The organism is Vibrio hangzhouensis (assembly GCF_900107935.1).
Lineage (GTDB): Bacteria > Pseudomonadota > Gammaproteobacteria > Enterobacterales > Vibrionaceae > Vibrio > Vibrio hangzhouensis.
The window spans coordinates 60,907-86,103 of sequence record NZ_FNVG01000015.1; the positions used below are offsets into that span (position 1 = coordinate 60,907).

20 protein-coding genes and 1 riboswitch are annotated in these 25,197 nt (G+C 47.8%); of the genes, 4 read left to right on the forward strand and 16 right to left on the reverse strand.

Annotated features, from left to right (window positions below; translation table 11 throughout):
• Positions 1–34: 34 nt before the first annotated feature.
• On the reverse strand, positions 35–2,557 hold the full coding sequence (locus tag C4S60_RS15130; protein WP_103881195.1) for a glycosyl hydrolase family 18 protein: 2,523 nt from the start codon (positions 2,555–2,557) through the stop codon (positions 35–37).
• A 341-nt stretch (positions 2,558–2,898) separates the two neighbouring features.
• Positions 2,899–2,998, forward strand: a riboswitch (TPP riboswitch).
• Between the two features lie 69 nt (positions 2,999–3,067).
• Here C4S60_RS15130 and thiD point away from each other — a divergent pair.
• The 3 genes from thiD (at position 3,068) to C4S60_RS15145 (ending at position 6,589) form a co-directional block, all read left to right on the forward strand.
• Positions 3,068–3,892, forward strand: a complete 825-nt coding sequence (gene thiD, locus C4S60_RS15135) for a bifunctional hydroxymethylpyrimidine kinase/phosphomethylpyrimidine kinase (protein ID WP_103881196.1) — start codon at positions 3,068–3,070, stop codon at positions 3,890–3,892.
• A 155-nt stretch (positions 3,893–4,047) separates the two neighbouring features.
• Positions 4,048–4,710 (forward strand): thiaminase II, encoded by a 663-nt coding sequence (gene tenA / locus C4S60_RS15140; protein WP_103881197.1) that lies wholly within the window; start codon positions 4,048–4,050, stop codon positions 4,708–4,710.
• A gap of 328 nt (positions 4,711–5,038) precedes the next feature.
• Complete coding sequence (locus tag C4S60_RS15145) at positions 5,039–6,589, forward strand: alanine/glycine:cation symporter family protein (protein WP_103881198.1); 1,551 nt, start codon at positions 5,039–5,041, stop codon at positions 6,587–6,589.
• A gap of 81 nt (positions 6,590–6,670) precedes the next feature.
• Here the strand turns inward: C4S60_RS15145 and C4S60_RS15150 are convergent, their stop codons facing one another.
• The 3 genes from C4S60_RS15150 to guaB form a co-directional block, all read right to left on the reverse strand.
• Positions 6,671–7,264, reverse strand: coding sequence for an acetate uptake transporter (locus tag C4S60_RS15150; protein WP_103881199.1), 594 nt, complete (start codon positions 7,262–7,264; stop codon positions 6,671–6,673).
• A gap of 176 nt (positions 7,265–7,440) precedes the next feature.
• Complete coding sequence (gene guaA / locus C4S60_RS15155; RefSeq protein ID WP_103881200.1) at positions 7,441–8,994, reverse strand: glutamine-hydrolyzing GMP synthase; 1,554 nt, start codon at positions 8,992–8,994, stop codon at positions 7,441–7,443.
• Positions 8,995–9,112: 118 nt separating this feature from the next.
• Positions 9,113–10,576, reverse strand: a complete 1,464-nt coding sequence (guaB, locus tag C4S60_RS15160; protein ID WP_103881201.1) for an IMP dehydrogenase — start codon at positions 10,574–10,576, stop codon at positions 9,113–9,115.
• Positions 10,577–10,783: 207 nt separating this feature from the next.
• Between guaB and xseA the strand changes: the two genes are divergently transcribed.
• Positions 10,784–12,157, forward strand: a complete 1,374-nt coding sequence (gene xseA / locus C4S60_RS15165) for an exodeoxyribonuclease VII large subunit (protein ID WP_425275136.1) — start codon at positions 10,784–10,786, stop codon at positions 12,155–12,157.
• Here xseA and C4S60_RS15170 read toward each other — a convergent pair.
• The 12 genes from C4S60_RS15170 to pepB form a co-directional block, all read right to left on the reverse strand.
• Positions 12,152–12,388, reverse strand: a complete 237-nt coding sequence (locus C4S60_RS15170) for a zinc ribbon domain-containing protein (RefSeq protein ID WP_103881202.1) — start codon at positions 12,386–12,388, stop codon at positions 12,152–12,154. The two genes, xseA and C4S60_RS15170, sit on opposite strands and share 6 nt — an antisense overlap.
• An 81-nt stretch (positions 12,389–12,469) precedes the next feature.
• A complete protein-coding gene (locus C4S60_RS15175; RefSeq protein WP_103881203.1) occupies positions 12,470–13,489 on the reverse strand; it encodes a sensor domain-containing diguanylate cyclase in 1,020 nt (339 codons plus the stop codon).
• Between the two features lie 322 nt (positions 13,490–13,811).
• Complete coding sequence (locus tag C4S60_RS15180) at positions 13,812–14,678, reverse strand: alanyl-tRNA editing protein (protein WP_103881204.1); 867 nt, start codon at positions 14,676–14,678, stop codon at positions 13,812–13,814.
• 68 nt (positions 14,679–14,746) lie between these two features.
• Positions 14,747–16,228, reverse strand: a complete 1,482-nt coding sequence (gene der / locus C4S60_RS15185; RefSeq protein ID WP_103881205.1) for a ribosome biogenesis GTPase Der — start codon at positions 16,226–16,228, stop codon at positions 14,747–14,749.
• Between the two features lie 173 nt (positions 16,229–16,401).
• Positions 16,402–17,559: an outer membrane protein assembly factor BamB gene (bamB, locus tag C4S60_RS15190; protein WP_103881206.1), complete on the reverse strand. Its 1,158-nt coding sequence runs from the start codon at positions 17,557–17,559 to the stop codon at positions 16,402–16,404.
• Positions 17,560–17,570: 11 nt separating this feature from the next.
• On the reverse strand, positions 17,571–18,185 hold the full coding sequence (locus tag C4S60_RS15195; protein WP_103881207.1) for a YfgM family protein: 615 nt from the start codon (positions 18,183–18,185) through the stop codon (positions 17,571–17,573).
• Between the two features lie 70 nt (positions 18,186–18,255).
• A complete protein-coding gene (gene hisS, locus C4S60_RS15200; protein WP_103881208.1) occupies positions 18,256–19,524 on the reverse strand; it encodes a histidine--tRNA ligase in 1,269 nt (422 codons plus the stop codon).
• Between the two features lie 26 nt (positions 19,525–19,550).
• Positions 19,551–20,675 carry a flavodoxin-dependent (E)-4-hydroxy-3-methylbut-2-enyl-diphosphate synthase gene (ispG, locus tag C4S60_RS15205; RefSeq protein ID WP_103881209.1) on the reverse strand — a complete coding sequence of 375 codons (1,125 nt, stop codon included), beginning with the start codon at positions 20,673–20,675 and terminating at the stop codon, positions 19,551–19,553.
• Positions 20,676–20,683: 8 nt separating this feature from the next.
• Positions 20,684–21,634: a cytoskeleton protein RodZ gene (gene rodZ, locus C4S60_RS15210; RefSeq protein WP_103881210.1), complete on the reverse strand. Its 951-nt coding sequence runs from the start codon at positions 21,632–21,634 to the stop codon at positions 20,684–20,686.
• A 488-nt stretch (positions 21,635–22,122) separates the two neighbouring features.
• Positions 22,123–23,247 (reverse strand): dual-specificity RNA methyltransferase RlmN, encoded by a 1,125-nt coding sequence (rlmN, locus tag C4S60_RS15215; RefSeq protein ID WP_103881211.1) that lies wholly within the window; start codon positions 23,245–23,247, stop codon positions 22,123–22,125.
• A gap of 188 nt (positions 23,248–23,435) precedes the next feature.
• Positions 23,436–23,861 carry a nucleoside-diphosphate kinase gene (ndk, locus tag C4S60_RS15220; RefSeq protein WP_103881212.1) on the reverse strand — a complete coding sequence of 142 codons (426 nt, stop codon included), beginning with the start codon at positions 23,859–23,861 and terminating at the stop codon, positions 23,436–23,438.
• Positions 23,862–23,895: 34 nt separating this feature from the next.
• Complete coding sequence (gene pepB, locus C4S60_RS15225) at positions 23,896–25,194, reverse strand: aminopeptidase PepB (RefSeq protein WP_103881213.1); 1,299 nt, start codon at positions 25,192–25,194, stop codon at positions 23,896–23,898.
• Positions 25,195–25,197: the final 3 nt, after the last annotated feature.

Consider the following 25,197-nt stretch of genomic DNA (forward strand, 5'->3'; position numbering starts at 1 on the left):
ACTTTATTTACTTTACTGAACGCTTAGATAGCTGTTAATTACATGCGCCAAGATCTTTCCACACGCCCCACTCTCCTGACTGGGTAGGGTCTTCACCCTGTGTCCACCATTTGGCCTGATAGTTGAGTCCTTGATAGACAACACTGTCGCCACCGTTGTAGACCATCGCAGGATCCCAGGTATCGTGACAACCAACCACCACTCCCTCCGCTTTCACGGTCAACGTATGAGACTGCGTCGCTGTCAGTTCGCCATCACTTACGACCACGGTAAAAGTATAATCCGTATCAGTTGTGAGACTAGGTGCTACAAAATTAATAGCACTCCCATTCACTGTGACGTTTAACTCCGTTGGTGCTTGCCATGTAAAGGACAGTGGATCATTCTCTGCGTCACTTGATCCGCTGGCATCCAGCGACACATTGTCACCAGCATTTGCTGTGGCCACGCCTGTAATTACCGCTGATGGGGGGGTATTAACGGGTGTGCTATTCTTCGGATTCACTGTGACCTGTACGTTGGCCGAGTCAGTTGCTCCTTCATTATCGGTCACGGTCAACATGAAGTGATAGGTGACGCTTTGTGCCACTTCGGCAACACTGACGTTAAGCTGAGCGGTGTTTTCTCCACTGACTGGCAGCGACTGACCGACAGGCTGAGTCCATACATGGCTGACAATGCTGCCGTCACTATCGCGTGACAAACTGCCATCCAGAACTACACTGGCAGGCCCTTCTACCGTTTGGTTGCTACCTGCGTTGGCAGTAGGTACCCGGTTTGCTGGCACTCCTCCAGCCAAACCTTCGTGCATCGCATTGAGGATATCACCATTATCGGCGTCAATTTCCCATGAGAACAGCCCCGCCAACCCCAGGCTGCGAACATACGCACCCTTTGCTTTTACCGAGCGGTCGTCATCAAAGGTAATCAAATCACCCGTAGTTGGATTCCATACATAGGGTGCTTCTGCCATCGCATCGTAGCCGTACTCAAAACCATTGATGCCGGTACTATTGGCTCCCAGCATGTAGGACTTAAGGCCTTTGTAATCAATAACGCCATCTTCCCAAACCCCCTGCGCGGTAGTGCCGCTCAGTTTACCTGTCGCAGTACCTGTCATTGGATCGCTGGGATCGGTGAGCGTGTCGGGCGTGACACCCGTCCAGCCACGGCCATACATGGCGGTACCCAAAACCAGTTTGTTCGCGGGTACGCCTTGAGCAAGCAATAACTGGATACCATTATCAGCGGTATAAGCTGGTCCTTTGTACGGTATGCCTTCAGCGTCTACACCAGTTCCATCGCACTGACCCGGATGCATAAAGTTGCCACAATACAATGCGGTTTGATGCCCCGGGACATTATTCCAGCCACCATAAAAATCGTAGGTCATGGCAAAGATGTAATCCATATAAGGAATCGCTTCCGCATAATTCACATCTTCAATCTTATCGAAGCCAACACCAATCGCTGAGGTCAGTTCATAGACACGGCCTGTATCCGCTTCTAGCTCATCCAGCATGGTTCGCAGCTCTCGCATCAAAGCCACATACGCCGGACCGTCTTTCACCGGATCACCTAAATCAGGCGCAGCGCCATCTCCTCCTGGAAACTCCCAGTCGATGTCGACGCCATCATAGAACTTCCAGGTTTTCAGGAAGCGTTTCACCGAAGCAACAAAAATGTCTCGGTTGGCTTTGTCGGTAAAGCTGTAAAAAGGGTCTGAAAGGGTCCAGCCACCGATTGACGGAATAATTTTCAGATCTGGATTGCGCTGTTTGAGTGCCATTAGCATGGCGTAATTACCCTTGATTGGCGTATTGTAGTCATGTCCAGCCTGAGTAAACCCTTTCTGGTATGCGGCCCAAGGGTCGTGGATCACCACTTCGAAGTCTTGCATACCACGGCAGGCGGTTTGCAGTGCATTAAAACTGTTGCCCCCCACAGATTTCACCGATTCGTTTGGTCCACAAATGGGTATGAAGCCGTACAGAATATGAGTCAGATTATCTGCCGGAATGTTATCGACGGTATAGCCTCGACCGTAAATCCCCCACTCAACAAAATAGGTTCCCACGACGGTATTTGGATCGGAGTTGTAAGACTTATTGTTAGGGTCAACGTTCATAGTCAGAGGCTTTAAATGAGCGCCATCGGTATCCGCAACCACCAATTCCATTGCTGTACTTCGGCTGCACCCTGTAGCATCACAGGCCTCCACCTCCATCTGATATAAGCCCCCCTGTCCATAACCAAAACTGGCCGTGGTCTGACTGCCATTGATGGCGCCGCTCGCAACCTTTGCGCCATCAAAATAGATGTTGTAAGTGTCTCCCGTGGTGCCACTCCACTGATTAAAGGTAATATTGATTTGTGCTAAGTCGCTATACTGCACCATCTGGTCATAACCTGTGGTGGTTTCCATTGCCAATTGGATTTTCGAAAACTGCAGATTGTTCGAGCCCCAGACGTCGATAGAAGGCTTAGCGGGTGCCGCAGCCACACTTTGACTGAGAGCCAAAGCCAGTGTCGACACACCAAGTACGATTCTATTCATGTAATTATTCTCTTTCCCTAAAAACCATAATGTCCCTGTCCACATCGGTTAAAAAAATGTAAACATCGAGAATAATAAATAGGAGCTCATGATTATTTTTTGCGCTTTTAATAAACCCACTTCGAGTCACCACTCAAAAATACCTGGAGACTTTCAAGAGTTTTCATTCCATATTAAACACGCTGCCCACATTTTTTTTACTGTTGACCGGCATCCTGGTTGACAGAATACTCTCCTCCCATTAGCACCATGAAACCAGCGTTGTAGTGGATTGTGTAAATAAGTAGATTCGCTCACGCTTTAGTTCTGGAAAAAAAATGTCCGTTGTATAACAATGACTTTCTCATTAGTCGGGGAGCGTTTTCGCTGAGATCACCATAGGTGAGACCCGTTGAACCTGATTCAGTTAGCACTGACGTAGGGAACTGATAGACGCCTCACGATCGCCCTGCACCCGCAGTGCATCTTGTTATGCCTATTGCTTGTTCCTGCGCAGAAAAGGAGCACACAATGGCAACCTCAAAATCCAACACGCCTATCGTATTAACCATCGCTGGTTCTGACTCTGGTGGTGGTGCCGGTATTCAGGCCGATATCAAAGCGATCTCTGCAACCGGCAGTTACGCCTGTTCCGTGATCACCGCCCTGACAGCCCAGAACACTCAGGGCGTCTCTGGCATTCTGGGGATCGAGCCTGAATTTGTGCATGCCCAGCTAGACGCTGTATTTAGCGACCTTAATATCGTCGCGGTAAAAATCGGCATGCTGGCAGATGCTACAATCATCACCGCCGTAGCAGAAAAAATACGTCACTATCGCCCTAAGTTCGTGGTATTGGATCCTGTAATGGTGGCCACCAGCGGCGACCTGCTGCTTGAGGCCAATGCTATTGATGCATTGAAAAGTGAACTGCTGCCACTGGCTACGATCATTACCCCTAACCTACCCGAATGTGCGGCACTGCTAGGCAGCACAACCCCGGGTTCTCAGTCGGCGATGGAAGCATTGATTGAGGACTTACGCTCACTGGACACCCCTGCCATTTTACTCAAAGGGGGGCATCTGGAGTCCGAGCAAACCAGCACCGACCTGTTAATCACACCATTTGAAGTTCATTACTACGAAACTGAGCGGATCCATACTCAGAACACGCACGGCACAGGGTGTACGTTAAGTTCGGCGATCGCCTCATATCTGGCACAAAACTACCCGCTTACAGAAGCAATCTCTCTGGCTAAACAGTACATTACTCAGGCCATCTCTCATGCTGATGCACTCAATATTGGCCATGGCCACGGTCCCGTCCATCACTTCTTTGCTCTTGCTCATGATTGATGCTCTGCTTACCCCCTCTTTGAATGACCATGTTGATGCCAAGGCACTCTGTTTAGCAGCGACGACGATGTGTTCACTGAGTTCATGCACCAACACAAGATCGTATTGTCTCAAACCACCTGTGAGACGTTTGTCCCCGCACTATAGGAACTTCTATGAATCATCAGGATTTGATTAACGCCTGTCTGCCCGAATGGCAGGCGTATACTGAACACGACTTCGTCCAGCAACTAGCAAATGGCAGCCTGAGTCAGCGGGCCTACTTGCATTATCTGAAGCAAGACTTTCTGTTCCTCAAGCAATATGGCAGAGCCTACGCACTGGCAATATATAAAGCTAAGACACTGACTCAGATGCGCGAAGCGGTTCCTAACGTTGCCGCGCTGCTAAATAGCGAAATTGCCCATCATGTCACTCACTGCAATCAATGGGGGATCACAGAATCCGATATGGAAGGTGAGGAAGAAGATTTTGGTACAGTGGCCTACACACGATATGTGTTGGACGCGGGCATGACCGGAGAACTGGTTGATCTGTATACGGCTCTGGCCCCATGCTCTATCGGTTATGCGGAGATAGGCAAAACGCTGGCTGAGCACCCTGAGACTCAGCTAGAAGGAAATCCTTACCGCAGTTGGATCGAACTCTACGGCGGTGAGGAGTTTCAATCCGGGGTAAATACCAGTATTAATCGTTTAAACACCTTGCTGGTTGACATCGATATTCACAGCCAGCGAGCCCAAGAAGTCAAACAGGCGTTTAAAACCGCCACACGAATGGAAATCGCCTTCTGGCAACAGGGCTTAGACGCGGCTTAAGCCAATATCGCCCTATCGAGGACGTATTTTTTTAATCTTACTTTAGTCCAATTAACAAACAAATATCACACTCACAAGCCGCATATAGAATTTTGTGCCAGATATCACGTGTTAACACAATATTTACATCCGAACTTAACATTAGCAACAAAGTTAGGTAGGATTCGCGAGGTGTTTTATAGAATCAAACACATCGCGCTCACCTGTTTCATGCTTTTCGTGCAAGCAAGGACGATTGAGGCAGGATGAGTATCAACAATAGCTTTTGAGCAATCAGAACATCAGTCGCTGAGTTTCAAAAGCTACCCCAGCTCTACAGGGAAGAACTATGCAGTCTTTGGTTGATTTTTTAAACGGGATTATCTGGAGTCCCGCTCTGATTTATTTATGTCTTGGTGCAGGCCTTTTTTATTCTGTCCTTACTCGCTTTGTTCAAGTTCGTCATTTCTTTGAAATGTGGCGCTTGCTACTGTCGGGGAAAAGTTCAGAAAAAGGGATTTCATCGTTTCAGGCTCTGGCAGTCTCACTGTCTGGCCGTGTAGGTACAGGTAACATCGCCGGTGTGGCAGCAGCGATCGGTTTTGGTGGCCCTGGTGCCGTATTCTGGATGTGGACCGTAGCGTTTTTTGGCGCAGCCACCGCATACATAGAGTCAACTCTGGCTCAAATTTATAAAGAAGAAGATCGCGGCGAGTTCCGTGGTGGTCCTGCTTACTATATTGAAAAAGCCATGGGGCAAAAATGGTACGCATGGATCTTTGCCATTGCGACGATTTTCGCTTGTGGTGTGTTACTGCCAGGCGTTCAATCGAACAGTATCGGTAATGCGGTCGAAACTGCATTCGGAACTGGCGCGATGATCGATACTGCCATCGGTACCATCAGTTTTGCCAAAATTTTCACTGGTGCAGTCATCTCTGTCATTCTGGCGTTCATCATCTTTGGTGGCGTAAAACGTATCGCGAACTTCACTCAGATCGTGGTTCCTTTTATGGCACTAGCCTACATCATCATTGCTTTCGTTATTATTCTGCTGAACATTGGCGAAGTACCACGTATCGTAGGTATGATCATCGGCGATGCCTTTACCCCTATGGCGGGCTTTGGCGCGGCAATTGGCTGGGGTGTGAAACGTGGTGTTTACTCGAATGAAGCGGGTCAAGGCACAGGTCCACATGCAGCGGCAGCAGCAAACGTTGACCACCCAGCACAGCAAGGTCTGGTGCAGTCTTTCTCTATCTATATCGATACGCTGCTAGTGTGCTCTGCAACGGCCTTTATGATCCTTATCACTGGTGCGTACAACGTTCACGGTGCAGGTGAAGGTGCATTCCTGGTACAAAACCTGGCAGAAACTGTGGGCGCAAATGGTCCGGCGTTTACCCAGCTCGCCATTGAAAGTACGATGCCTGGCGTAGGTAAACTGTTTATTGCGTTTGCACTGTTCTTCTTTTCATTCACCACTATTCTTGCTTACTACTACATAGCAGAAACCAACATCGCTTATATTCGTCGCACATTTAAGCTAAGTGGACTGATGTTCTTCCTTAAACTGGTTCTGATTACATCGGTATTCTACGGTACGGTAAAAACGGCAAACCTGGCGTGGGCAATGGGTGATGTGGGCGTTGGCTTGATGGCGTGGCTGAATATTGTTGGCATCATCATCATCTTCTTCATGGCTAAGCCAGCGATAGTGGCTCTTAAAGACTATGAACGTCAGCAGCAACAGGGTGTGAAAGACTACACATTCAACCCTGTCGCATTGGGCATCCAAGGGGCTGATTATTGGGAAGAACGCTATAAGCGTCGCCAAGGAGAGAAACCGAAAAGTGAAGAAACCATCACAGTCACCGGTGAAACTCAACCCTCTCAGTAACTGAGACGAGATAGATAAAGAAAAGGGTAGCCAGCGCTACCCTTTTTTACATTCACTGTTCCCGAATGAATGAAATCAAAATTATGCCGGAATTTCCTGAGCGGTCATTTCTGGTGTTCTCTTCTCACCGATTGGCAAAATTGTGCGCCCGTACTCGTTATTCAGTACCTGAGCCATCGCAAAGTAAATCGCACTCGCGCCGCAGAAGATACCTTCAAAGCCAGCAATCGTACCAATCAGTTCACTGCCGAAGAAATCACGTGCAGCTAACAGGAAAAACAAAACTGTCAAAGAGCCAAATACCACCTGCTTTGCAACTGGATAGCAAAGTGAACCGATGAACATAAAGCCAGTAAACACTCCCCAGAGCAATAGGTACCAACCCATAAATTTCGCCGGGCTTGCCGGTAGGCCCATATATGGCATCACGATAATACCCACCAGCGTCAGCCAGAACAGACCATAAGAAGTGAAAGCCGTGGTACCAAATGTGTCGCCTCGCTTAAAGCACATCATGCCTACAAACACCTGGCTCAGACCGCCGTAAAAAATCCCCATCGCCAGAATCATTGAATCAATAGGAAAAAATCCAGCATTGTGGATGTTCAGTAGAATGGTTGTCATACCAAAGCCCATTAGGCCAAGTGGCGCCGGGTTAGCGAGTTTGTTCGACATGTAAAAGAGCCTTACTTCAAAATAAGTGGTAAAAGTTATAGAAAAATTTTAATCGAAATTTGTGATACTGAGCAGATCTATTATTTGCAATCTAAGATTTAGCAATTGAATATATAAACCTACACGCATAAAAAAACCGGCAAATGCCGGTTTTTTTTATTCAAATGAAATCAGGGTTATTCCCATTCGATCGTCGCTGGTGGCTTACCAGAAATATCGTAAACCACGCGAGAGATACCATCTACTTCGTTGATGATACGGTTGGATACTTTACCCAGGAAGTCATATGGCAGGTGCGCCCAGTGAGCCGTCATGAAGTCGATAGTCTCAACCGCACGCAGAGAAACGACCCAATCGTATTTACGGCCATCGCCCATAACACCTACAGAGCGAACTGGTAGGAATACCGTGAACGCCTGAGACACTTTGTGGTAAAGGTCTGCATTGTGTAGCTCTTCAATGAAGATAGCATCAGCACGACGCAGTAGATCACAGTACTCTTTCTTGATTTCGCCAAGTACACGAACACCCAGACCTGGACCTGGGAACGGATGACGATAAAGCATATTGTATGGAAGACCTAGCTCTAGACCGATCTTACGTACTTCGTCTTTAAATAGCTCGCGTAGCGGCTCAACAAGACCCATTTCCATATCATCAGGAAGACCACCCACGTTGTGGTGAGACTTGATGACGTGTGCTTTACCTGTTTTCGATGCTGCTGATTCGATAACGTCTGGGTAAATAGTACCCTGCGCTAGCCACTTCGCATTCTCTAGCTTCTTCGACTCTTCGTCGAATACGTCTACGAACACATGACCGATAGTCTTACGCTTCTCTTCTGGATCAGACTTGCCTTCAAGTGCTGCAAGGAAACGCTCTTCTGCGTCTACTTTGATGATGTTCAGGCCGAACTTGTCGCCAAACATATCCATTACTTGCTGACCTTCATTCAGACGAAGTAGGCCGTTGTCTACGAATACACAAGTCAGTTTGTCACCGATAGCGCGGTGAACCAACATCGCTACTACTGATGAGTCAACACCACCAGATAGACCTAGAATCACTTCATCATCGCCCACTTGCTCTTTAATGCGAGCAACCGCGTCTTCGATGATAGAACCAGGCGTCCACAGACGCTCACAGCCACATACACCAAGAACAAAGTTCTCAAGCATCTGTAAGCCCTGTTTAGTATGAGTAACTTCTGGGTGGAACTGAACACCGTAGTATTTCTTTTCTTCGTTTGCCATTGCTGCGTACGGACAGGTATCCGTTTCACCAACTTTTACGAAGTCTGCTGGGATTTCAACAACTTTGTCGCCGTGGCTCATCCAAACATCTTGAGTCTCTTCAAGATCTTTGAAGATGGCAGATTCGCCAGAAACTTTAACTTGTGCGTAGCCAAATTCGCGCTCGTTCGATCCTGCGACACGACCACCAAGTTGCTCCGCCATAGTTTGCATGCCGTAGCACACACCAAGCACTGGTACGCCTGAATCAAACACGTACTGAGGAGCGCGTGGAGAGTTGTCTTCCGTAACGCTCTCTGGACCACCAGATAGGATGATACCGTCTGGGTTGAATTCACGAATATCCGCTTCTTCTACGTCCCAGCTCCATAGTTCACAGTAAACACCGATTTCGCGAACACGACGTGCTACTAGCTGCGTGTATTGAGAACCGAAGTCTAGGATCAGAATTCGTTGGTCATGAATATTTTTCGTCATTTTGGGCAATCTTATCAGCTAAGTGTTGGAAACGGAGGCGAGTTTACCCGCCTCTTATCTTTGCTTCAAGGAAAAAAGCAAACGTTTACGTAGGATTGATATCGCTACGATATACCTATTAACCTAAACGGTAATTAGGTGCTTCCTTGGTGATTTGAACATCGTGTACGTGAGACTCGTTTAGACCCGCACCTGAGATGCGAACAAACTCTGCCTTGGTACGCATGTCTTCGATCGTAGCAGAGCCAGTAAGACCCATGCTTGAACGAAGACCACCCATTTGTTGGTGAACGATTTCTTTTAGGCGACCCTTATAAGCGATACGGCCTTCAATACCTTCTGGTACCAACTTATCCGCGGCGTTATCAGACTGGAAGTAACGGTCTGAAGAACCTTGAGACATTGCGCCAAGAGAACCCATACCACGGTAAGCTTTGTAAGAACGACCTTGATATAGAATCACTTCACCCGGTGCTTCTTCAGTACCGGCAAACATTGAACCAACCATGACACAAGATGCGCCAGCAACGATAGCTTTACAAATGTCGCCAGAGAAACGGATACCGCCATCAGCGATAACTGGAATGTCATATTCATTGGCAACAGCCGCAGCGTCAGCGATTGCCGTCACCTGAGGCACACCAACACCAGTTACGATGCGCGTGGTACAGATAGAACCAGGGCCGATACCTACTTTCACTGCGCTTACGCCAGCTTCAATCAGTGCTTTAGCACCAGCAGCTGTTGCTACGTTACCACCGATGATATCTAGATCTGGGTATGCTTCGCGAGTTTCGCGGATACGAGACAGCACACCTTCAGAGTGACCGTGTGAAGAGTCGATAAGTAGAACGTCAACACCCGCTTCAACCAGCGCTTTAACACGCTCTTCGTTACCTGCGCCCGCACCTACCGCAGCACCAACACGTAGGCGACCTTGTGCATCTTTACATGCGTTAGGCTTACGTTCTGCTTTGTGGAAATCTTTCGCAGTGATCATGCCGGTTAGTTGGAACTCGTCGTTAACAACCAGTACTTTCTCAACACGTGCGCGGTGCATCTCTTCTTGTACTTCTTCACGAGAAGCACCTTCTTTAACTGACGCCAAACGCTCTTTTGGCGTCATTACTGATTCTACTTTCTTTGTTAAGTCAGTAACAAAGCGAACATCACGGCCGGTGATGATGCCAACGAGCTCGTTGTTTTGTGCAACAACAGGGAAACCTGCAAAGCCGTGCTTGTCCGCCAACGCAACCACATCAGCGATTGATGCATCTGGGCTAACCGTTACCGGGTTAGTCACAACACCTGCTTCAAAGATTTTAACTAGACGAACCTGCTCAGCTTGCTGCTCGATAGACATGTTCTTGTGGATAAAGCCAATGCCACCTTCTTGGGCTAGCGCGATCGCAAGACGCGCTTCCGTCACTGTGTCCATAGACGCAGAGATCATTGGAATATTCAGAGTGATATTCTTGGTCAGCCGAGTGCGAAGATCAGCTGTGTTTGGGAGAACGGTGGAGTGAGCTGGAACGAGTAGTACATCATCGAACGTCAGCGCTTCTTTGGCAATTCTTAGCATTTGCAATATCTCACAATAGAGGAGTTTAAAGGATAATCCGCCCTTATCGTTTCGCATAATAAGGTGATTTGGATTAGATATTGCGGTGGGATTATACGCCCGACGAAATCGCTTGGCTACACATTTTTCTATTTTTTATTTGCAATTACCCCCTTGATATGTATTATATTGCCGCTAATTTCCATACCCACGCCTTTGAGATTAGCTGTGTCCCTATCCCCGCGATCAACGTCTAATTCTTCTACCAATAATCAGAATATTTACACGGTTTCTCGTCTGAATTCCGAAGTTCGTCTGTTGCTGGAAAATGAAATGGGCATCGTCTGGCTCGTGGGAGAAATATCCAACTTTTCCGCTCCGGTGTCTGGTCACTGGTATCTCACCCTTAAAGATTCTCGTGCCCAGGTAAAGTGCGCGATGTTCCGTGGTAACAATCGCCGTGTCACCTTTAAACCAGTCAATGGTAACCAAGTATTGGTTAAAGCGCGCTTATCTTTATATGAACCACGTGGTGACTATCAACTGATCATTGAGTCGATGCAACCTGAAGGTGATGGCAGGCTGCAACAAGAGTTTGAGAAACTAAAAATGTCGCTGGCGGCTGAGGGATTATTCTCGCAGTCACTGAAAAAGCCACTACCGCAACACCCAAAACGCGTCGGTATCATTACCTCGAAAACTGGTGCGGCATTATTCGATATTCTGGATGTACTTAAACGTCGCGATCCTACTCTACCTGTCGTAGTCTACCCGACAACGGTTCAGGGCGAAGCGGCAGCGATTGAAATCGCTCAGGCTATCGGCCGGGCCAACAGTCGTAATGAATGTGATGTTCTGATCGTAGGACGCGGTGGCGGTTCACTGGAAGATCTCTGGTGTTTCAACCACGAAATTGTCGCCCGCACTATGGCAGCGAGCCAGATCCCGATAATCAGTGCAGTCGGTCATGAGATTGACGTGACAATCGCGGACTATGTTGCGGATGTGAGAGCGCCAACCCCAAGTGCGGCTGCTGAATTGGTCAGCAATGACAGCGCCCATAAACGCGAGTCTTTGCAAAGTCGCGATCAGCGTCTGCGAAATGCGTTGCGCTATTACCTCACTAAGCAAAAGCAATCCCTAATTACGCTGGTACAGACACTCAACAGTCACCATCCAAAACATCAATTACAACGCCAGAGTCAATTACTTGATGAATGTGAATATCGACTGACCGCAGCAATGAAGCAGCGCTTGGCGCAAGAAGCTCTGCGTTTAAATAACAAACAGAACCGCCTGGCCTTGTTATCTCCGGAAAAACGCTTGTCTGAACAGAGCCATCGCTTGCAACGGGCCGAAAGTAGACTGAAACAAGCGATGCAGCGTCAACTGAACAGCGCCGAGCACCAGTTTGCACTTCAGATCAGCAAACTTGATACAGTGAGTCCCCTAGCGACACTAAAACGCGGATACTCGATCACTCAGGACGCTCAGGGCAAGGTGGTCACGCAGGCCGACAGTGTGATGCCGGGCACTGAACTGACCACTCAGGTAGAGCAAGGTATTATTGTCTCGACGGTAGTCAGAACCCAGACATCATGATTGAGAAGGCTTAACGAATTCAAATCGAATTCTGGATTTTGACTTGAGTTCGTTACAGCAATTGCAGAAATAATTGGTAGCTCCGCAAGCCTGCAGTTTTTCGAGTTGCGCAGCGCATTCCGGACAGTAACCCACTTTGTTGAAGTGCTCTTTACACTCGCTACACACATATTGACCATCCCAACCGAGTTCTATCTGACAAGACGGACACTGATTCTCAGACTGGCTCATACTACACCTATATTAGCAACTATTAATATGGACAGTTTATCGCGTTCTTCTATGTGATGCTACTGATAGTATCCACGGTGTTTACTCACCGCCCGAAAGCATAGCGTCCAGTTTGGCTTTGCGCTTCACTTTATACATCTCACTGTCAGCAGCACGAATCAAGTGATCCATCGGCGTCTCAGAGCAACACGCTTTGGTTGCAAAACCCACGCTAACGGCAATATTGGTATTTTCCATCGCGACAGGCTGATTTAGCTCGGACTGCAAGGTTTCGTAAAACGTGCGGGCATCTTCTTCGCTAGGAAAACAGCTAAACGCGATAAATTCATCACCACCATAACGGCCTAACAAGGCTTCATCGGGCAACTGGGCTTTGAGCTTTTGCGCCACAGCAATCAGTACCTTATCGCCAAATTGGTGTCCATATACATCATTGACCTGCTTAAACTTATCAATATCAATAAAGAAACAGCCCAGATAATTGCCGTCAAAGCAGTTGTTCTGCTTAACCCGATCTAACAGCGCACGTCGATTTAGGCACTGAGTCAGGGGATCAACTTGTGCCTGATAGGTAAGCTTTTGTTCTAAAGCATATTTTTCTAATGCAACGGAGTAGACGGCGGCGATGGATTCTAACATTTCCATCTCTAGAGGGTGAGGTTGTGAAGGTGTCGAACTGTAGAGCGCAAATGTGCCAAGCACTTGTTCCTGAGTGGACACCACAGGAACAGACCAGCATGCACGAATATCAGCTTTCGTCGCGTACTCTAAGTAAGGAAGCCAGTTGGGGTGGCATGTGACGTCATCCACGATGACGGTACGTTTATGGTACGCCGCGGCACCACAGGATCCGACATCAGTACCGATGCTCAACCCATCAATAGCTTTATTGTAATCGTCGGGGAGGTTTGGCGCTGAAGTGCAGTGAAGCCGTTGAGTGTTCCTGTCTAAAGTCAGGATCGACGCTTTTTTATCTTTGAATAGACGCTCTGCGAGCTTGGTAATACGCACATCGAGTTGCGGCTTGGGCAGCCCCAACGCAAGTTCTTTCAGCAATATGTTCATGCCCTTATGAGCATCTAGCAGCAATTCTTTATTCATACTTCCGCACTGTTTTCATTATTATTTGGTATGCGTTACGCCGCTATCTTAGCATACCATACGGCAAGATGATCTATTGACCAGTTTACTATTTAGTCGTATGTTGGATCTTACTCGGTGCCCACAAGCTTCACATTCGGATCTTTGCTAGATCTTCGCCTTAATCGACTCTGATCAGCGATCTGCATCAAAAAGAACATTTATATAACCACATACCGAAAGCATAAGTTACATATTCTGCATTTGGATTTAAAACAAAATAAAACACCAAACTAAAGACTTTATTAAAGCTAAACAGCATTTAATAAAAAGATCAAATTCGTTATTGGTCGATTACATGGGTATGCATTTCGATATACATGGATTCAATGGCCTGTAACTCGACCCTCATAGCCGATACTTCAGCAGTACTGTTGATGTGCGTTCCACCGCATGGCATTACCACGTTGACACCGTCCAACTGACATTGCCAGTAGCGTGAACTGGTCAGGTATGGCCCTTCCAGTTTCATTTCAACGTCTGTTGGCATGGCTAGCCATTGAGCAAGCTGCTGATTGACTCTCGATTCGATATCATTGAGGTTCGCTAGCACATCGGCCGTATTTAAGCCTCTTTTCTTCAACGTTTTACCCAGACGGTAGCGATCGAAACAGCACTCAGCAGAGACAACACTCAGTTCCTGAGCATAACTGTTGAAGTCGTAGCTTCCCAACCCGTCTCTACGATCAGCATCTTTGCGCCAATATGATTCTGCCAAAACTTTGTTGAGCGCAAGAGACGCAATATGACCCGCACTGTGACCACGACTCAAACTCTGTTGATAAGGTTTATCCACCGTCAACAGAACCGTTTGGCCTATCGCTAATTCAGCTTCACGCGCCAGACGATGCACCACCACAAATACCCAGCCTTCTGCATCCCGCTTGACCGGAATCGCTTTGTCGACATATAGGGTCATTGACGATAGTTCAATTGCTCCAACCAGACACTCGTTGACCTCATACTGTTGCGTTCGGGTCGCTAACGTGCCCTTATCCGCCGGATGATCGGGCCAAATGTGACTTACAGGGTGAAAAGGCGTGCTGTCGACAACCACATCACAAAAATTCTGGTGTGTATCAACAAACTGAATGGTGGTTTCCAGTTGCCATGTTTGATGGCAAAAAAGTACTTTGCTTGGCGCTACCATTGAACCGGTTCCTTACAATAAAAAACGCCCACTGAAATCAGGGGGCGTATCTTTGTTCACTGAGTCGCTTATTTCTTAGGGCGACCTTTCATCATGCTCATTAGGCGCTTGCGTTTACGCTCCTGAGATAATGTCATCTTGCTTGTTTTGCCTTCAAATGGGTTGTCGCTGCTCTGGAAGTTGATACGAATCGGCGTACCCATAATTTCTAATGAGCGGCGATAGTAGTTCATCAGATAACGTTTGTACGAATCTGGTAACTCATTAACCAGGTTGCCGTGGACCACCACGATAGGTGGGTTATAACCACCAGCGTGGGCATACTTCAGTTTCACGCGACGTCCACGAACCATAGGTGGTTGGTGATCTTCCGTCGCCATTTTCATGATGCGTGTCAGTACTGATGTACCCACTCGGGTTGTTGCCGACTTATACGCTTCCTGAACGGATTCGAACAGGTGACCAACACCGGTGCCATGAAGCGCAGAGATGAAGTGAATTCGCGCAAAATCAACGAAACCGAGACGACGGTCCAGTTCCTTCTTCACGTGTTCTTTCACATCCATATCCAAGCCATCCCACTTGTTCACAGCGATGACAATTGAACGCCCTGCATTGAGTGCAAAACCTAACAAGCTCAGATCCTGATCAGAAATGTTTTCGCGCGCGTCAATGACAAGCAGAACAACGTTAGCGTCTTCGATCGCTTTCAACGTTTTGACCACGGAGAACTTCTCGACCGTTTCATTGATACGTTTACGACGACGGACACCTGCAGTATCAATAAGTACGTATTCGCGTTCATCACGTTGCATCGGAATGTAGATCGAATCTCGCGTTGTGCCAGGCATGTCGTAGACCACCACACGCTCTTCACCCAGAATTCGGTTCGTAAGCGTCGATTTACCCACATTTGGGCGTCCGATAATCGCCAGTTTGATAGGCTGATCCTGAAGGCGCTTGAATTCCGCTTCCGCTTCTTCTTCTGTGTAGTCGAGTTTCTCTTCTTCGTCCTCGAATACCGTCAGATCTTCAATCTGGTCTTTTTCAGCTAAGCTTTCCGCAAATGGGTTAAGTGCACGATCAATAAGTGCAGAGACACCACGACCATGAGCCGCTGCAATTTGATACATGTTGTCCATACCAAGTTGCCAGAATTCGGAACTCGCCGCGTCAGCATCAATACCATCAACCTTGTTGACTACCAGAAATGCTGGCTTGTCGATTTTTCGTAAATGCTGAGCAATCGCTTCATCAGAGACCGTTAAACCAGCACGGCCATCAACCAGGAACAGGACAACATCTGCTTCATCAATCGCTGCCAGCGACTGTTCAGCCATTTTTGTTTCAACACCTTCTTCACTGCCATCGATACCGCCAGTATCAATCACAATAAATTCATGCTCACCCAGTTTAGCCTGACCGTATTTACGGTCACGAGTCAGTCCCGGAAAATCCGCAACAAGCGCATCGCGAGTACGCGTTAATCTATTAAACAGGGTCGACTTGCCCACATTTGGGCGGCCAACTAGGGCAACAACAGGTACCATATTAACCTCTACACTTATCTTCTAATTGTAGTTATAGGTAAAAATTCTACGCTTTCCTATAACTACAAATTAATCCATCTGTCCGAATTCGAAAAGATCCTTTTGCTTCGCAGCAATAAAACGGCTCCTAACTGAAATCAGCCAGGAGCCGTTTGTGAATTATATCACGCTTTCTAGTTAATGGTCAGTTTCTTTATCTCACCATCACGGTTCACAATGACATAGCCGCCAGGCACCATTGTTGGCCCAACGGACAGTCCGCTGTCATTAGTCAACTGTTGAGAGACAAAGTTGCCTGTCTCACGATCAAGCCAGTGCAAATAGCCCAGACTGTCACCGACGACTAAATACCCATCAACAATAACCGGAGCCGTCAACAAGCGGTTCTCCAACAAGTCATTTTCCCATAGCTCAGTGCCACTACGAGCATCGACAGCAACAACATGATCTTTGTCTGTAACCAGAAACAAACTGCGGTTGTCGGTTGCCATATCAGTCGCTGATGAGTAATTACGCTTCCAGATTGGGTTACCTGAACGAAGGTCGATGGAGATTAATTGCCCGTTAAAACCAACCGTGTACAGGGTACCACCAAGAATAATTGGCGAAGAATCGACATCCACCAGACGGTCGATTTCAGTAGCTCCTTTCGGAGTGCCTACTGGTTGCTGCCAAATCAACTGGCCACGCTCAACAATTGCTGCTGCCAGACGACCATTCGCCGTCCCCCAAAAAACACCACCAGAAACGGTTGAAGGTGCACTGTCACCACGTAATGTCAGGTTTGGGACATCTGTGCTGATGGTCCAACGCTCTTCGCCACTCGCCTGTTCAAGGGCAACCATAGTCCCCTGACTGGTGTGAACCATGATAAGACTGGCGTCTGCAACGGGGTTGGCTAACACCTCACCATTGACTTTCGTACGCCAAACTTCTTCACCCGTCTTCACATCCAGGGCAATCACTTCACCGTTCTCACTGCCCAGATAGAGTTTTTGATAGGCCGCGGCAATACCACCAGAAAGTCGAGCAGAAGTATCACCTTGCAGATCTACTTCCCAAACCGTATTACCTGTTTCAGGATCCAGTGCTTTCACTGCGCCGTCTCGACTTGCGACAAACAGGTTGTCATACGCATACACCGGAGCCAGTTTGGAAAAGAACTGCCCTACTCCATCACCAATTCGGGAGGACCAAAGTGAATTAGGCGTAAACTCACTTTGTACCTTAGGTAAAGGCGCCATGACCACAGTATCTTCTTCACTAGAACAACCGGCTAGTATTCCCAATACCGAGATAGAAAGCAGTACTTTCTTTACGAATCTGTTCATCGGCTCAGCCCTTACTTGGCAAGATCATCCAGTTTGATTTGTAGCCCCTGGCTAGCATCCTGCGCTTGCTGCGCTTCTGTATAAGCGGTATAGGCTGCATCACGATTGCCTTCGCGGATCGCAATATCACCGCGAAGCTCAGCCACTCGACCTGCCCATGCTTCATCACTGATTTTGCTCAGCTCAGCTTGTGCGCCGTCACTGTTCCCCATTTCAGCCATCAGACGTGCAATGCGATAGGTGATTAGTGGAGTAATTGCGGCATCTTTGGTATTGCTCTGAGCCCATTGCAATTGCACTAATGCCTTATCCAACTCTCCCGCTTCGACCTGAACTTTAGCCAGTTGAAGGGCAGCAAGCACGCTGTACTCTGATTCTTTACTTGAATCAATGAATGCCTGTACATCAGAACTCGCATCAGTGCCTTTTGCTGCAATCGATTCAATCGCTTTTGTGTATTGCTCAGAAGCGGCTTCTTGTGCCTGAGTGATTGAGTCTTGATAGTAGCGCCAACCAAACAAACCGCCCAAGCCGACAACGACACCAAGAACTACGGCTTTGCCGTTTTCCTTCCACCAATCTTTGATCGCTTCTACTTGTTGTTCTTCAGAATCGTAGAGTTCCACTTCCTGTCCTCTTAAAAGAAATCTTAACCTGAATGGGTTCGCTATCTCGCGACCCCATTCAGCCTGTAAACTAAATAATATCTGCTAATTTAGCGGCTAACTCAGTTTGAGCAATAGTTTCTTGCTCTCCGCCCTGCAAATCTTTGACCACAACCGTATTCTCAGCGACTTCGTTCTCGCCAAGCACAAGAGCATATACTGCTCCGACTTTGTCAGCGCGCTTGAATTGTTTCTTGAAGTTTCCGCCGCCGAAATGGCTCATCACGCGAATACCCGGAATCGCTTCACGTAAGTTTTCAGCCAACTTCATTCCTGCCATCATGGTGCCTTCACCAGCCGTGACGACGTAAACGTCTACGCTGCGGCGTACTTCAGTCAGTTCCAGCGTTTCCATCATCAGAACCAGACGCTCAAGACCCATCGCGAAACCTACCGCTGGAGTAGCTTTTCCGCCCAATTGCTCGACCAGACCATCATAGCGACCACCACCACATACAGTGCCCTGAGCCCCAAGGCTTTCAGTGATCCACTCGAAAACGGTGCGGTTGTAGTAGTCCAGACCACGTACAAGGCGCTGATTCACGGTATATTCGATGCCTGCCGCGTCAAGAAGTTCACAAAGACCTGCAAAATGCGCTTTAGATTCTTCGTCCAGATAATCCGAAAGTTCTGGTGCATCAACAAGGATCGCCTGAACGTCTGGATTTTTGCTGTCCAGTACTCGCAGTGGATTTGTGTGCATACGACGTTTACTGTCTTCATCAAGCACATCCACATGCTGCTCCAGGTGAGCAATCAGCGCGGTACGGTAGTTGGCACGTGCCTCTAATGAACCGATAGAGTTCAACTCCAGGCGTACGTGCTCAGAAATGCCCAGCTCACGCCATAGGCGCGCAGTCATCATGATAAGTTCTGCGTCAACGTCTGGGCCGTTCAGACCAAACACTTCCACACCGCATTGGTGGAATTGACGGTAGCGTCCTTTCTGTGGACGCTCATGACGGAACATTGGTCCCATATACCACAGGCGCTGCTCTTGGTTGTACAACAGGCCATTTTCGATGCCCGCGCGTACACAGCCCGCCGTACCTTCTGGACGAAGTGTCAGACTGTCACCATTGCGGTCTTCGAAGGTGTACATTTCTTTTTCAACCACATCGGTCACTTCACCGATAGCGCGGCTAAATAGATGTGTCATCTCAACGATTGGCATACGTACTTCGTTGTAGCCGTATGCGCTGACAACATGCTTCACTGTATTCTCTACTTTTTGCCAAAGTGGAGACTGGGTTGGGAGGCAGTCGTTCATGCCTCGAATTGCTTGAATTGTTTTTGCCACAGTTTAATACCGTTATATCGTTGAGATTATTTATCTGCTATTTGATTTACTTCGATGCGATTTGCTTCATCGAGCATGGAAGCTTTCGCTCGGATCTTCGCTTCTAGCTGGTTAACAAGATCATCATTGTCGAAACGTTCTTTCTGGCGTTTGCCGTCTTCATAGAACGCGCTCTTCTTGTTACTGCCTGCAAGACCTAGATGTGAAACTTCTGCCTCACCCGGACCATTTACCACACAACCGATGATAGACACATCCATTGGGGTAATGATGTCCTCAAGACGCTGCTCTAGCGCGTTTACAGTGCCAATCACATCAAATTCCTGACGTGAGCAACTTGGACAGGCAATAAAGTTGATACCTCGAGAACGAATACGAAGAGATTTCAGGATATCAAAGCCCACTTTGATTTCCTCAACTGGGTCAGCAGCCAGAGAAATTCGTAGCGTATCACCAATACCTTCTGCCAGAAGCATACCCAGCCCGACCGATGACTTCACAGCACCCGCTCGTGCACCACCAGCTTCGGTAATACCCAGATGCAAGGGTTGATCGATTTTCTTCGCCAGCAATCGATACGAGTCGACAGCCAAGAACACATCAGACGCTTTAACACTGACCTTGAACTGATCAAAATTAAGACGATCGAGAATATCCACATGACGCATCGCCGATTCGACCAATGCCTCAGGCGTTGGCTCACCGTATTTCATCTGGATGTCTTTCTCCAGCGAACCACCATTGACACCTATACGGATCGGAATATTTTTGTCGCGCGCGCAATCCACGACCGAGCGGATGCGATCTTCTTTACCGATATTGCCCGGGTTAATGCGTAAGCAGTCAACACCGTATTCGGCAACTTTCAGTGCAATGCGGTAGTCAAAGTGGATGTCTGCCACCAAAGGGATAGACACTTGTTTCTTGATTTCTCGGAATGCCTCTGCCGCATCCATCGTCGGTACGGAAACACGTACTATGTCTGCGCCAACATTCTCAAGGGCTTTGATCTGAGCAACCGTCGCAGCTACGTCGGTAGTGCGAGTGTTCGTCATAGATTGTACAGCAATGGGAGCGCCATCGCCGATAGGTACGTCGCCCACATAAATACGCGTAGATGGACGACGTTTAATTGGTGATTCGTGATGCATATTGATATCTAAGGTAAGGTGAATCTAGCTACTTTGCCTGAAGTATACCCAGAAAGGTCGACAGGTTCACTCGCAAATGTCATAGAAACCTTCTCTGGAGCCCCTAAAATGATCTTAAATGGTGCTTTTCCATTAAGATTGAGACTCTCACCTTGCTTCTTGATGCCAGTAGACACGGTTTTACCATTGGCGTCTTTTACCTGGATCCAGCAGTCACCGTTAAAGGTCATGGTCAGATTCGTCAAACCATTTTCCGCTTTTGACTGTTCAGGTTTTGGCTGTGGGATTTCCGCTACTACGGGTGCCGATTCCAACTCTGTTGCGGATTCATCCGCAGCGTCCGATGTCAGCGATTCCGCTTCCTCTGGTGCAACCTCAGGTTGTGGTTGCTCGATGACTTCAGAAACATCCAGTATCTTGGTCGGTGCTTCATCTATGGTTAACGCAGCACCCACCACTCCATCTTCGGGAGCGGGTTCTTCAACCTGAAACGCCGGATCACTGGTCTCTGCTATTTCAGATAAGGTATCTTTTTGCTGATTTTGCAACCACCACACCGAAGAAATACCGATGATCACAATGAAGATGCCCCATGTCAGCTTCATGATACGGCTGTCGTGCTTCTCTTTATTCGTTTTCTTAGAAAAACTTTGCATCGGTTGCTCATCATGGTGAGCGTGACCGTGAGGTTCGACGGCGCCCAATACTTTGTGCTCATCGACACCAACGGCCTTAGCGTATGAGCGTAAATAACCACGAGTGAAAGTGGCAACCTGCTCACCATCAAACTCGTTTGACTCGATTTTTTGAATGATGGCCACACGTAGGCGCAGGCGATCGGCGATCTGTTTCTGAGTCAGCCCTAATGCCTCACGCTTTTCTCTTAGAATGGTGCCAGCTAGAACGACTTCTGACTTGTCTTCGGTGTTGTCTGTTGGGTTATGTTGCTCAATACTCATTGATCATTAATATCTTCTGGTTGTAACTATGACGCGGCACACTTGCTTCGTTTTATTTATCGGTGTCCGGCGCTAATAGTAAGGTAAATCGTTCGCACTAACTGTCTTAACAGCATAGTCCCAAATTGCCAACTTCTGCACTTCAATTGATTGCAAAGTGCTCGATTTTATTATGAATTTCGCGTTAGATTGTGAACCAATCTTTGCGTGACCACGAATGGAAGTGACCATCATAGTCGATTCTATCCGCGAGTTGAAATCTACAAAGGTAAAACGGCGTAAATAGCGGCAATTTTGATTAAAAATTGACACTATCTATATAGTAGTGGCGACGTTTTGTAATATTTGATTAACCAAATCGATATTTGTTCCACGCTTACTGAACTATTTGTCAGGAAAATGTGGACAAGATCAGATATTTGCCTGAGTCAGACGTCAGATACAACAAAGCCAAGTCATGACTTGGCTTCTCTATCCATCCTGTTCAACTACAGCGCTTTAACCGGTATCGCTTCACCTTTTTGTGTCGCCAGTTGCTTAGTGCGCTTGGTTCGATCGATGACGTCTCCCACCAACTGACCACACGCAGCATCAATATCATCACCACGCGTCTTACGTACGGTGACCGTATAGTCGTACTGCATCAGCGTTTTCATGAAGCGATCAATGCGCGAGTTGCTCGGCTTTTTGTATGGCGAACCCGGATATGGGTTAAACGGAATCAAGTTGATTTTTGCCGGTGTGTCTTTAAGCAGTTCGGCAAGTTCACGAGCATGGTCCATATCATCATTGACATGATCAAGAAGCACATACTCGACCGTTACTTTGCCGCGGTTTGCGTTTGATGAGGCAATATAACGGCGCACCGAAGCCAGGAAGTCTTCAATATCCCAGCGGTCATTGATCGGCATGATTTCGCTACGTAGCTTATCATTTGGAGCGTGCAAAGAAATAGCCAGCGCAACATCGATCTGACCTGTCATCTGATCAAGGCCTGAAACCACGCCAGATGTCGACACTGTGACGCGACGCTTAGACAAGCCAAAACCAAGATCGTCCAGCATGATTTCCAATGATGGCATCAGGTTTTTCATGTTAAGCAGTGGTTCACCCATCCCCATCATCACTACGTTAGTGATCGGGCGACGACCCGTCTCTTTCTCAAGGCCAATTTCTCGTGCTGCACGCCAAACCTGACCGATGATTTCGGAGACTTTGAGATTACGGTTAAACCCTTGCTGTGCCGTTGAGCAGAATTTGCATTCCAAAGCGCATCCCACTTGCGATGAAACACACAGAGTGGCGCGATCGTCATCTGGAATGTATACAGTCTCAACGTCTTGATCACCAACACGCATTGCCCATTTAATGGTGCCGTCAGAAGAATGCTGCGCTTCTGATACCGTCGGCGCTTTGATTTCAGCCAAACGGATCAACTTTTCACGTAGCTTCTTATTAATATTGGTCATCTTCTCGAAGTCGTCACAACCAAAGTGATAAATCCACTTCATAACCTGATCGGCACGGAAGGCTTTTTCGCCAAGTTCCTCTTGGAAAAATTTACGCATACCTTTGCGATCAAAATCGAGTAGATTGACTTTTTGTACGGTCATGTTGCCTCTTCGATGACGGTGAATGGTGTTAAGGGCGCGAATTGTACAGCCTTTAGACGCCTACAACAAGTGCCACAAAACCCTAAAATATTAAGGTATTCATTTCTAAGTGAACATTTTTTGTACAATACAAATGACAGCGAATAAAAAAGGAGGCCAAGCCTCCTTTTGTTGAGCAATATCGTTAATTAGCGTGGGCAAATTTCAGATTCAGGGAAGAAAAACTCAATCTCGCGAGCTGCCGACTCTGGGCTGTCAGAACCGTGTACTGAGTTATGACGCATACTAAGCGCATAATCAGCACGAATCGTGCCACAGGCCGCTTCTTCAGGGTTGGTTTTCCCCATTAGTTCACGGTAACGGCTGATCGCATCTTCACCTTCAAGGACTTGAACCATGATAGGGCCTGAAGTCATAAACTCACGCAGTGCACCAAAGAAGGGTTTACCTTCATGCTCCGCATAAAAGCCTTTCGCCTGATCGTCGGTAAGATGTACCATCTTAGCCGCAATGATTTTCAGTCCGGCTTTTTCAATGCGATGATAGATCTCGCCAATCAGGTTACGTTCTACTGCATCAGGCTTAACGATAGAGAATGTTCTTTCTAGGGCCATTGTTGTTCCTTTTATTTCATTTATATAGTTGTCTTTATTTATTCTGCGCTTGCTCATTAAGTAATCGGGCCAGAGTGCGAACGCCCATACCCGTTGCACCTGCCGACCACTTGTCCGTTGCTGACTTACGGTAAGTACCGGCGCAATCGAAGTGCAACCAGCCTTTCTTGTAGTCTTCTACAAAGTAAGACAGGAACGCTGCCGCCGTGCTGGCACCCGGTGAGTAATCACCGCTACTAATATTCGACAGATCTGCAAAATTGGAAGGCAACATTCCACGGTGGAAGTCAGCCAGAGGCAGAGGCCACAGACCTTCTTTCTCTTGATTTGCGTTAGTCAGTGCCTGATGGGTCAGTTCGTCATCAAAAGACATCACTGCGTGATAGTCATTACCCAATGCATTCTTCGCTGCCCCGGTTAAGGTCGCGCAGTCGATGATCAACTCAGGGTTTTGCTCACTGGCGTAGATGAGGCCATCCGCCAGAACCAAGCGACCTTCGGCGTCGGTATTCATGATTTCGACGGTTTTGCCGTTCTTATAGGTGATCACATCGCCCAGTTTGAGTGCACGACCGGACACCATGTTTTCAGCACAGCACAGAATTAGCTTAACGCGTTTATTCAGGCCCCTCATAATCGCCAGACCTAAGCCACCAGTGATGGTGCCAGCGCCGCCCATATCAGCTTTCATCGCCGACATGAAGTTCGACGGTTTCAGGCTGTAACCACCAGAATCAAACGTGATACCTTTACCGACCAGACAAGCAAACACTGGTGCGTTTTCGTCACCTGTTGGGTTGTAGTCAAGTTGTAGCATCGCAGAAGTACGCTCAGAGCCACGACCTACGGCAAAAATACCTTCCCAACCTTCTGTTAACAGGTCCTTGTCTTTTACGATACGGTAAGTGACATGCTCTGGTGCGGTAGACTTGATGAACTCTGCCGCCATGGTTGCCAGTTGGCGAGGTGCCACTTCTTCTGCGCTTTTGTTGATGATGTCACGAGTCCAGTCTGCGGCTTTAATGCGAGACTGCAACTCATGCTGGTCACCTTCGCTCAGCTCGGGAAGTGTCACTTGGGTGCTTTTTTTCGGGTTGCGGTAGCCTTGATAAAAAGCCCAGGTCGATTCCAGATCCCAGCTTTCGCCCGCCAGTGTCGCATTAGAGATGCCTTGTGAATCTAACTTGCGTGCAGCGCGTTGGATAGCGCCTAAATCATGACCTTCGCCTAAATGAATTGTCGCGCCCTGCTCTGAAAATGAGATGATCGCTTTGTCGCCCCAATGTGGAGCCGCCGCTTCTTGGCTAAGAAATACCGACATTGTGTTAGACATGGT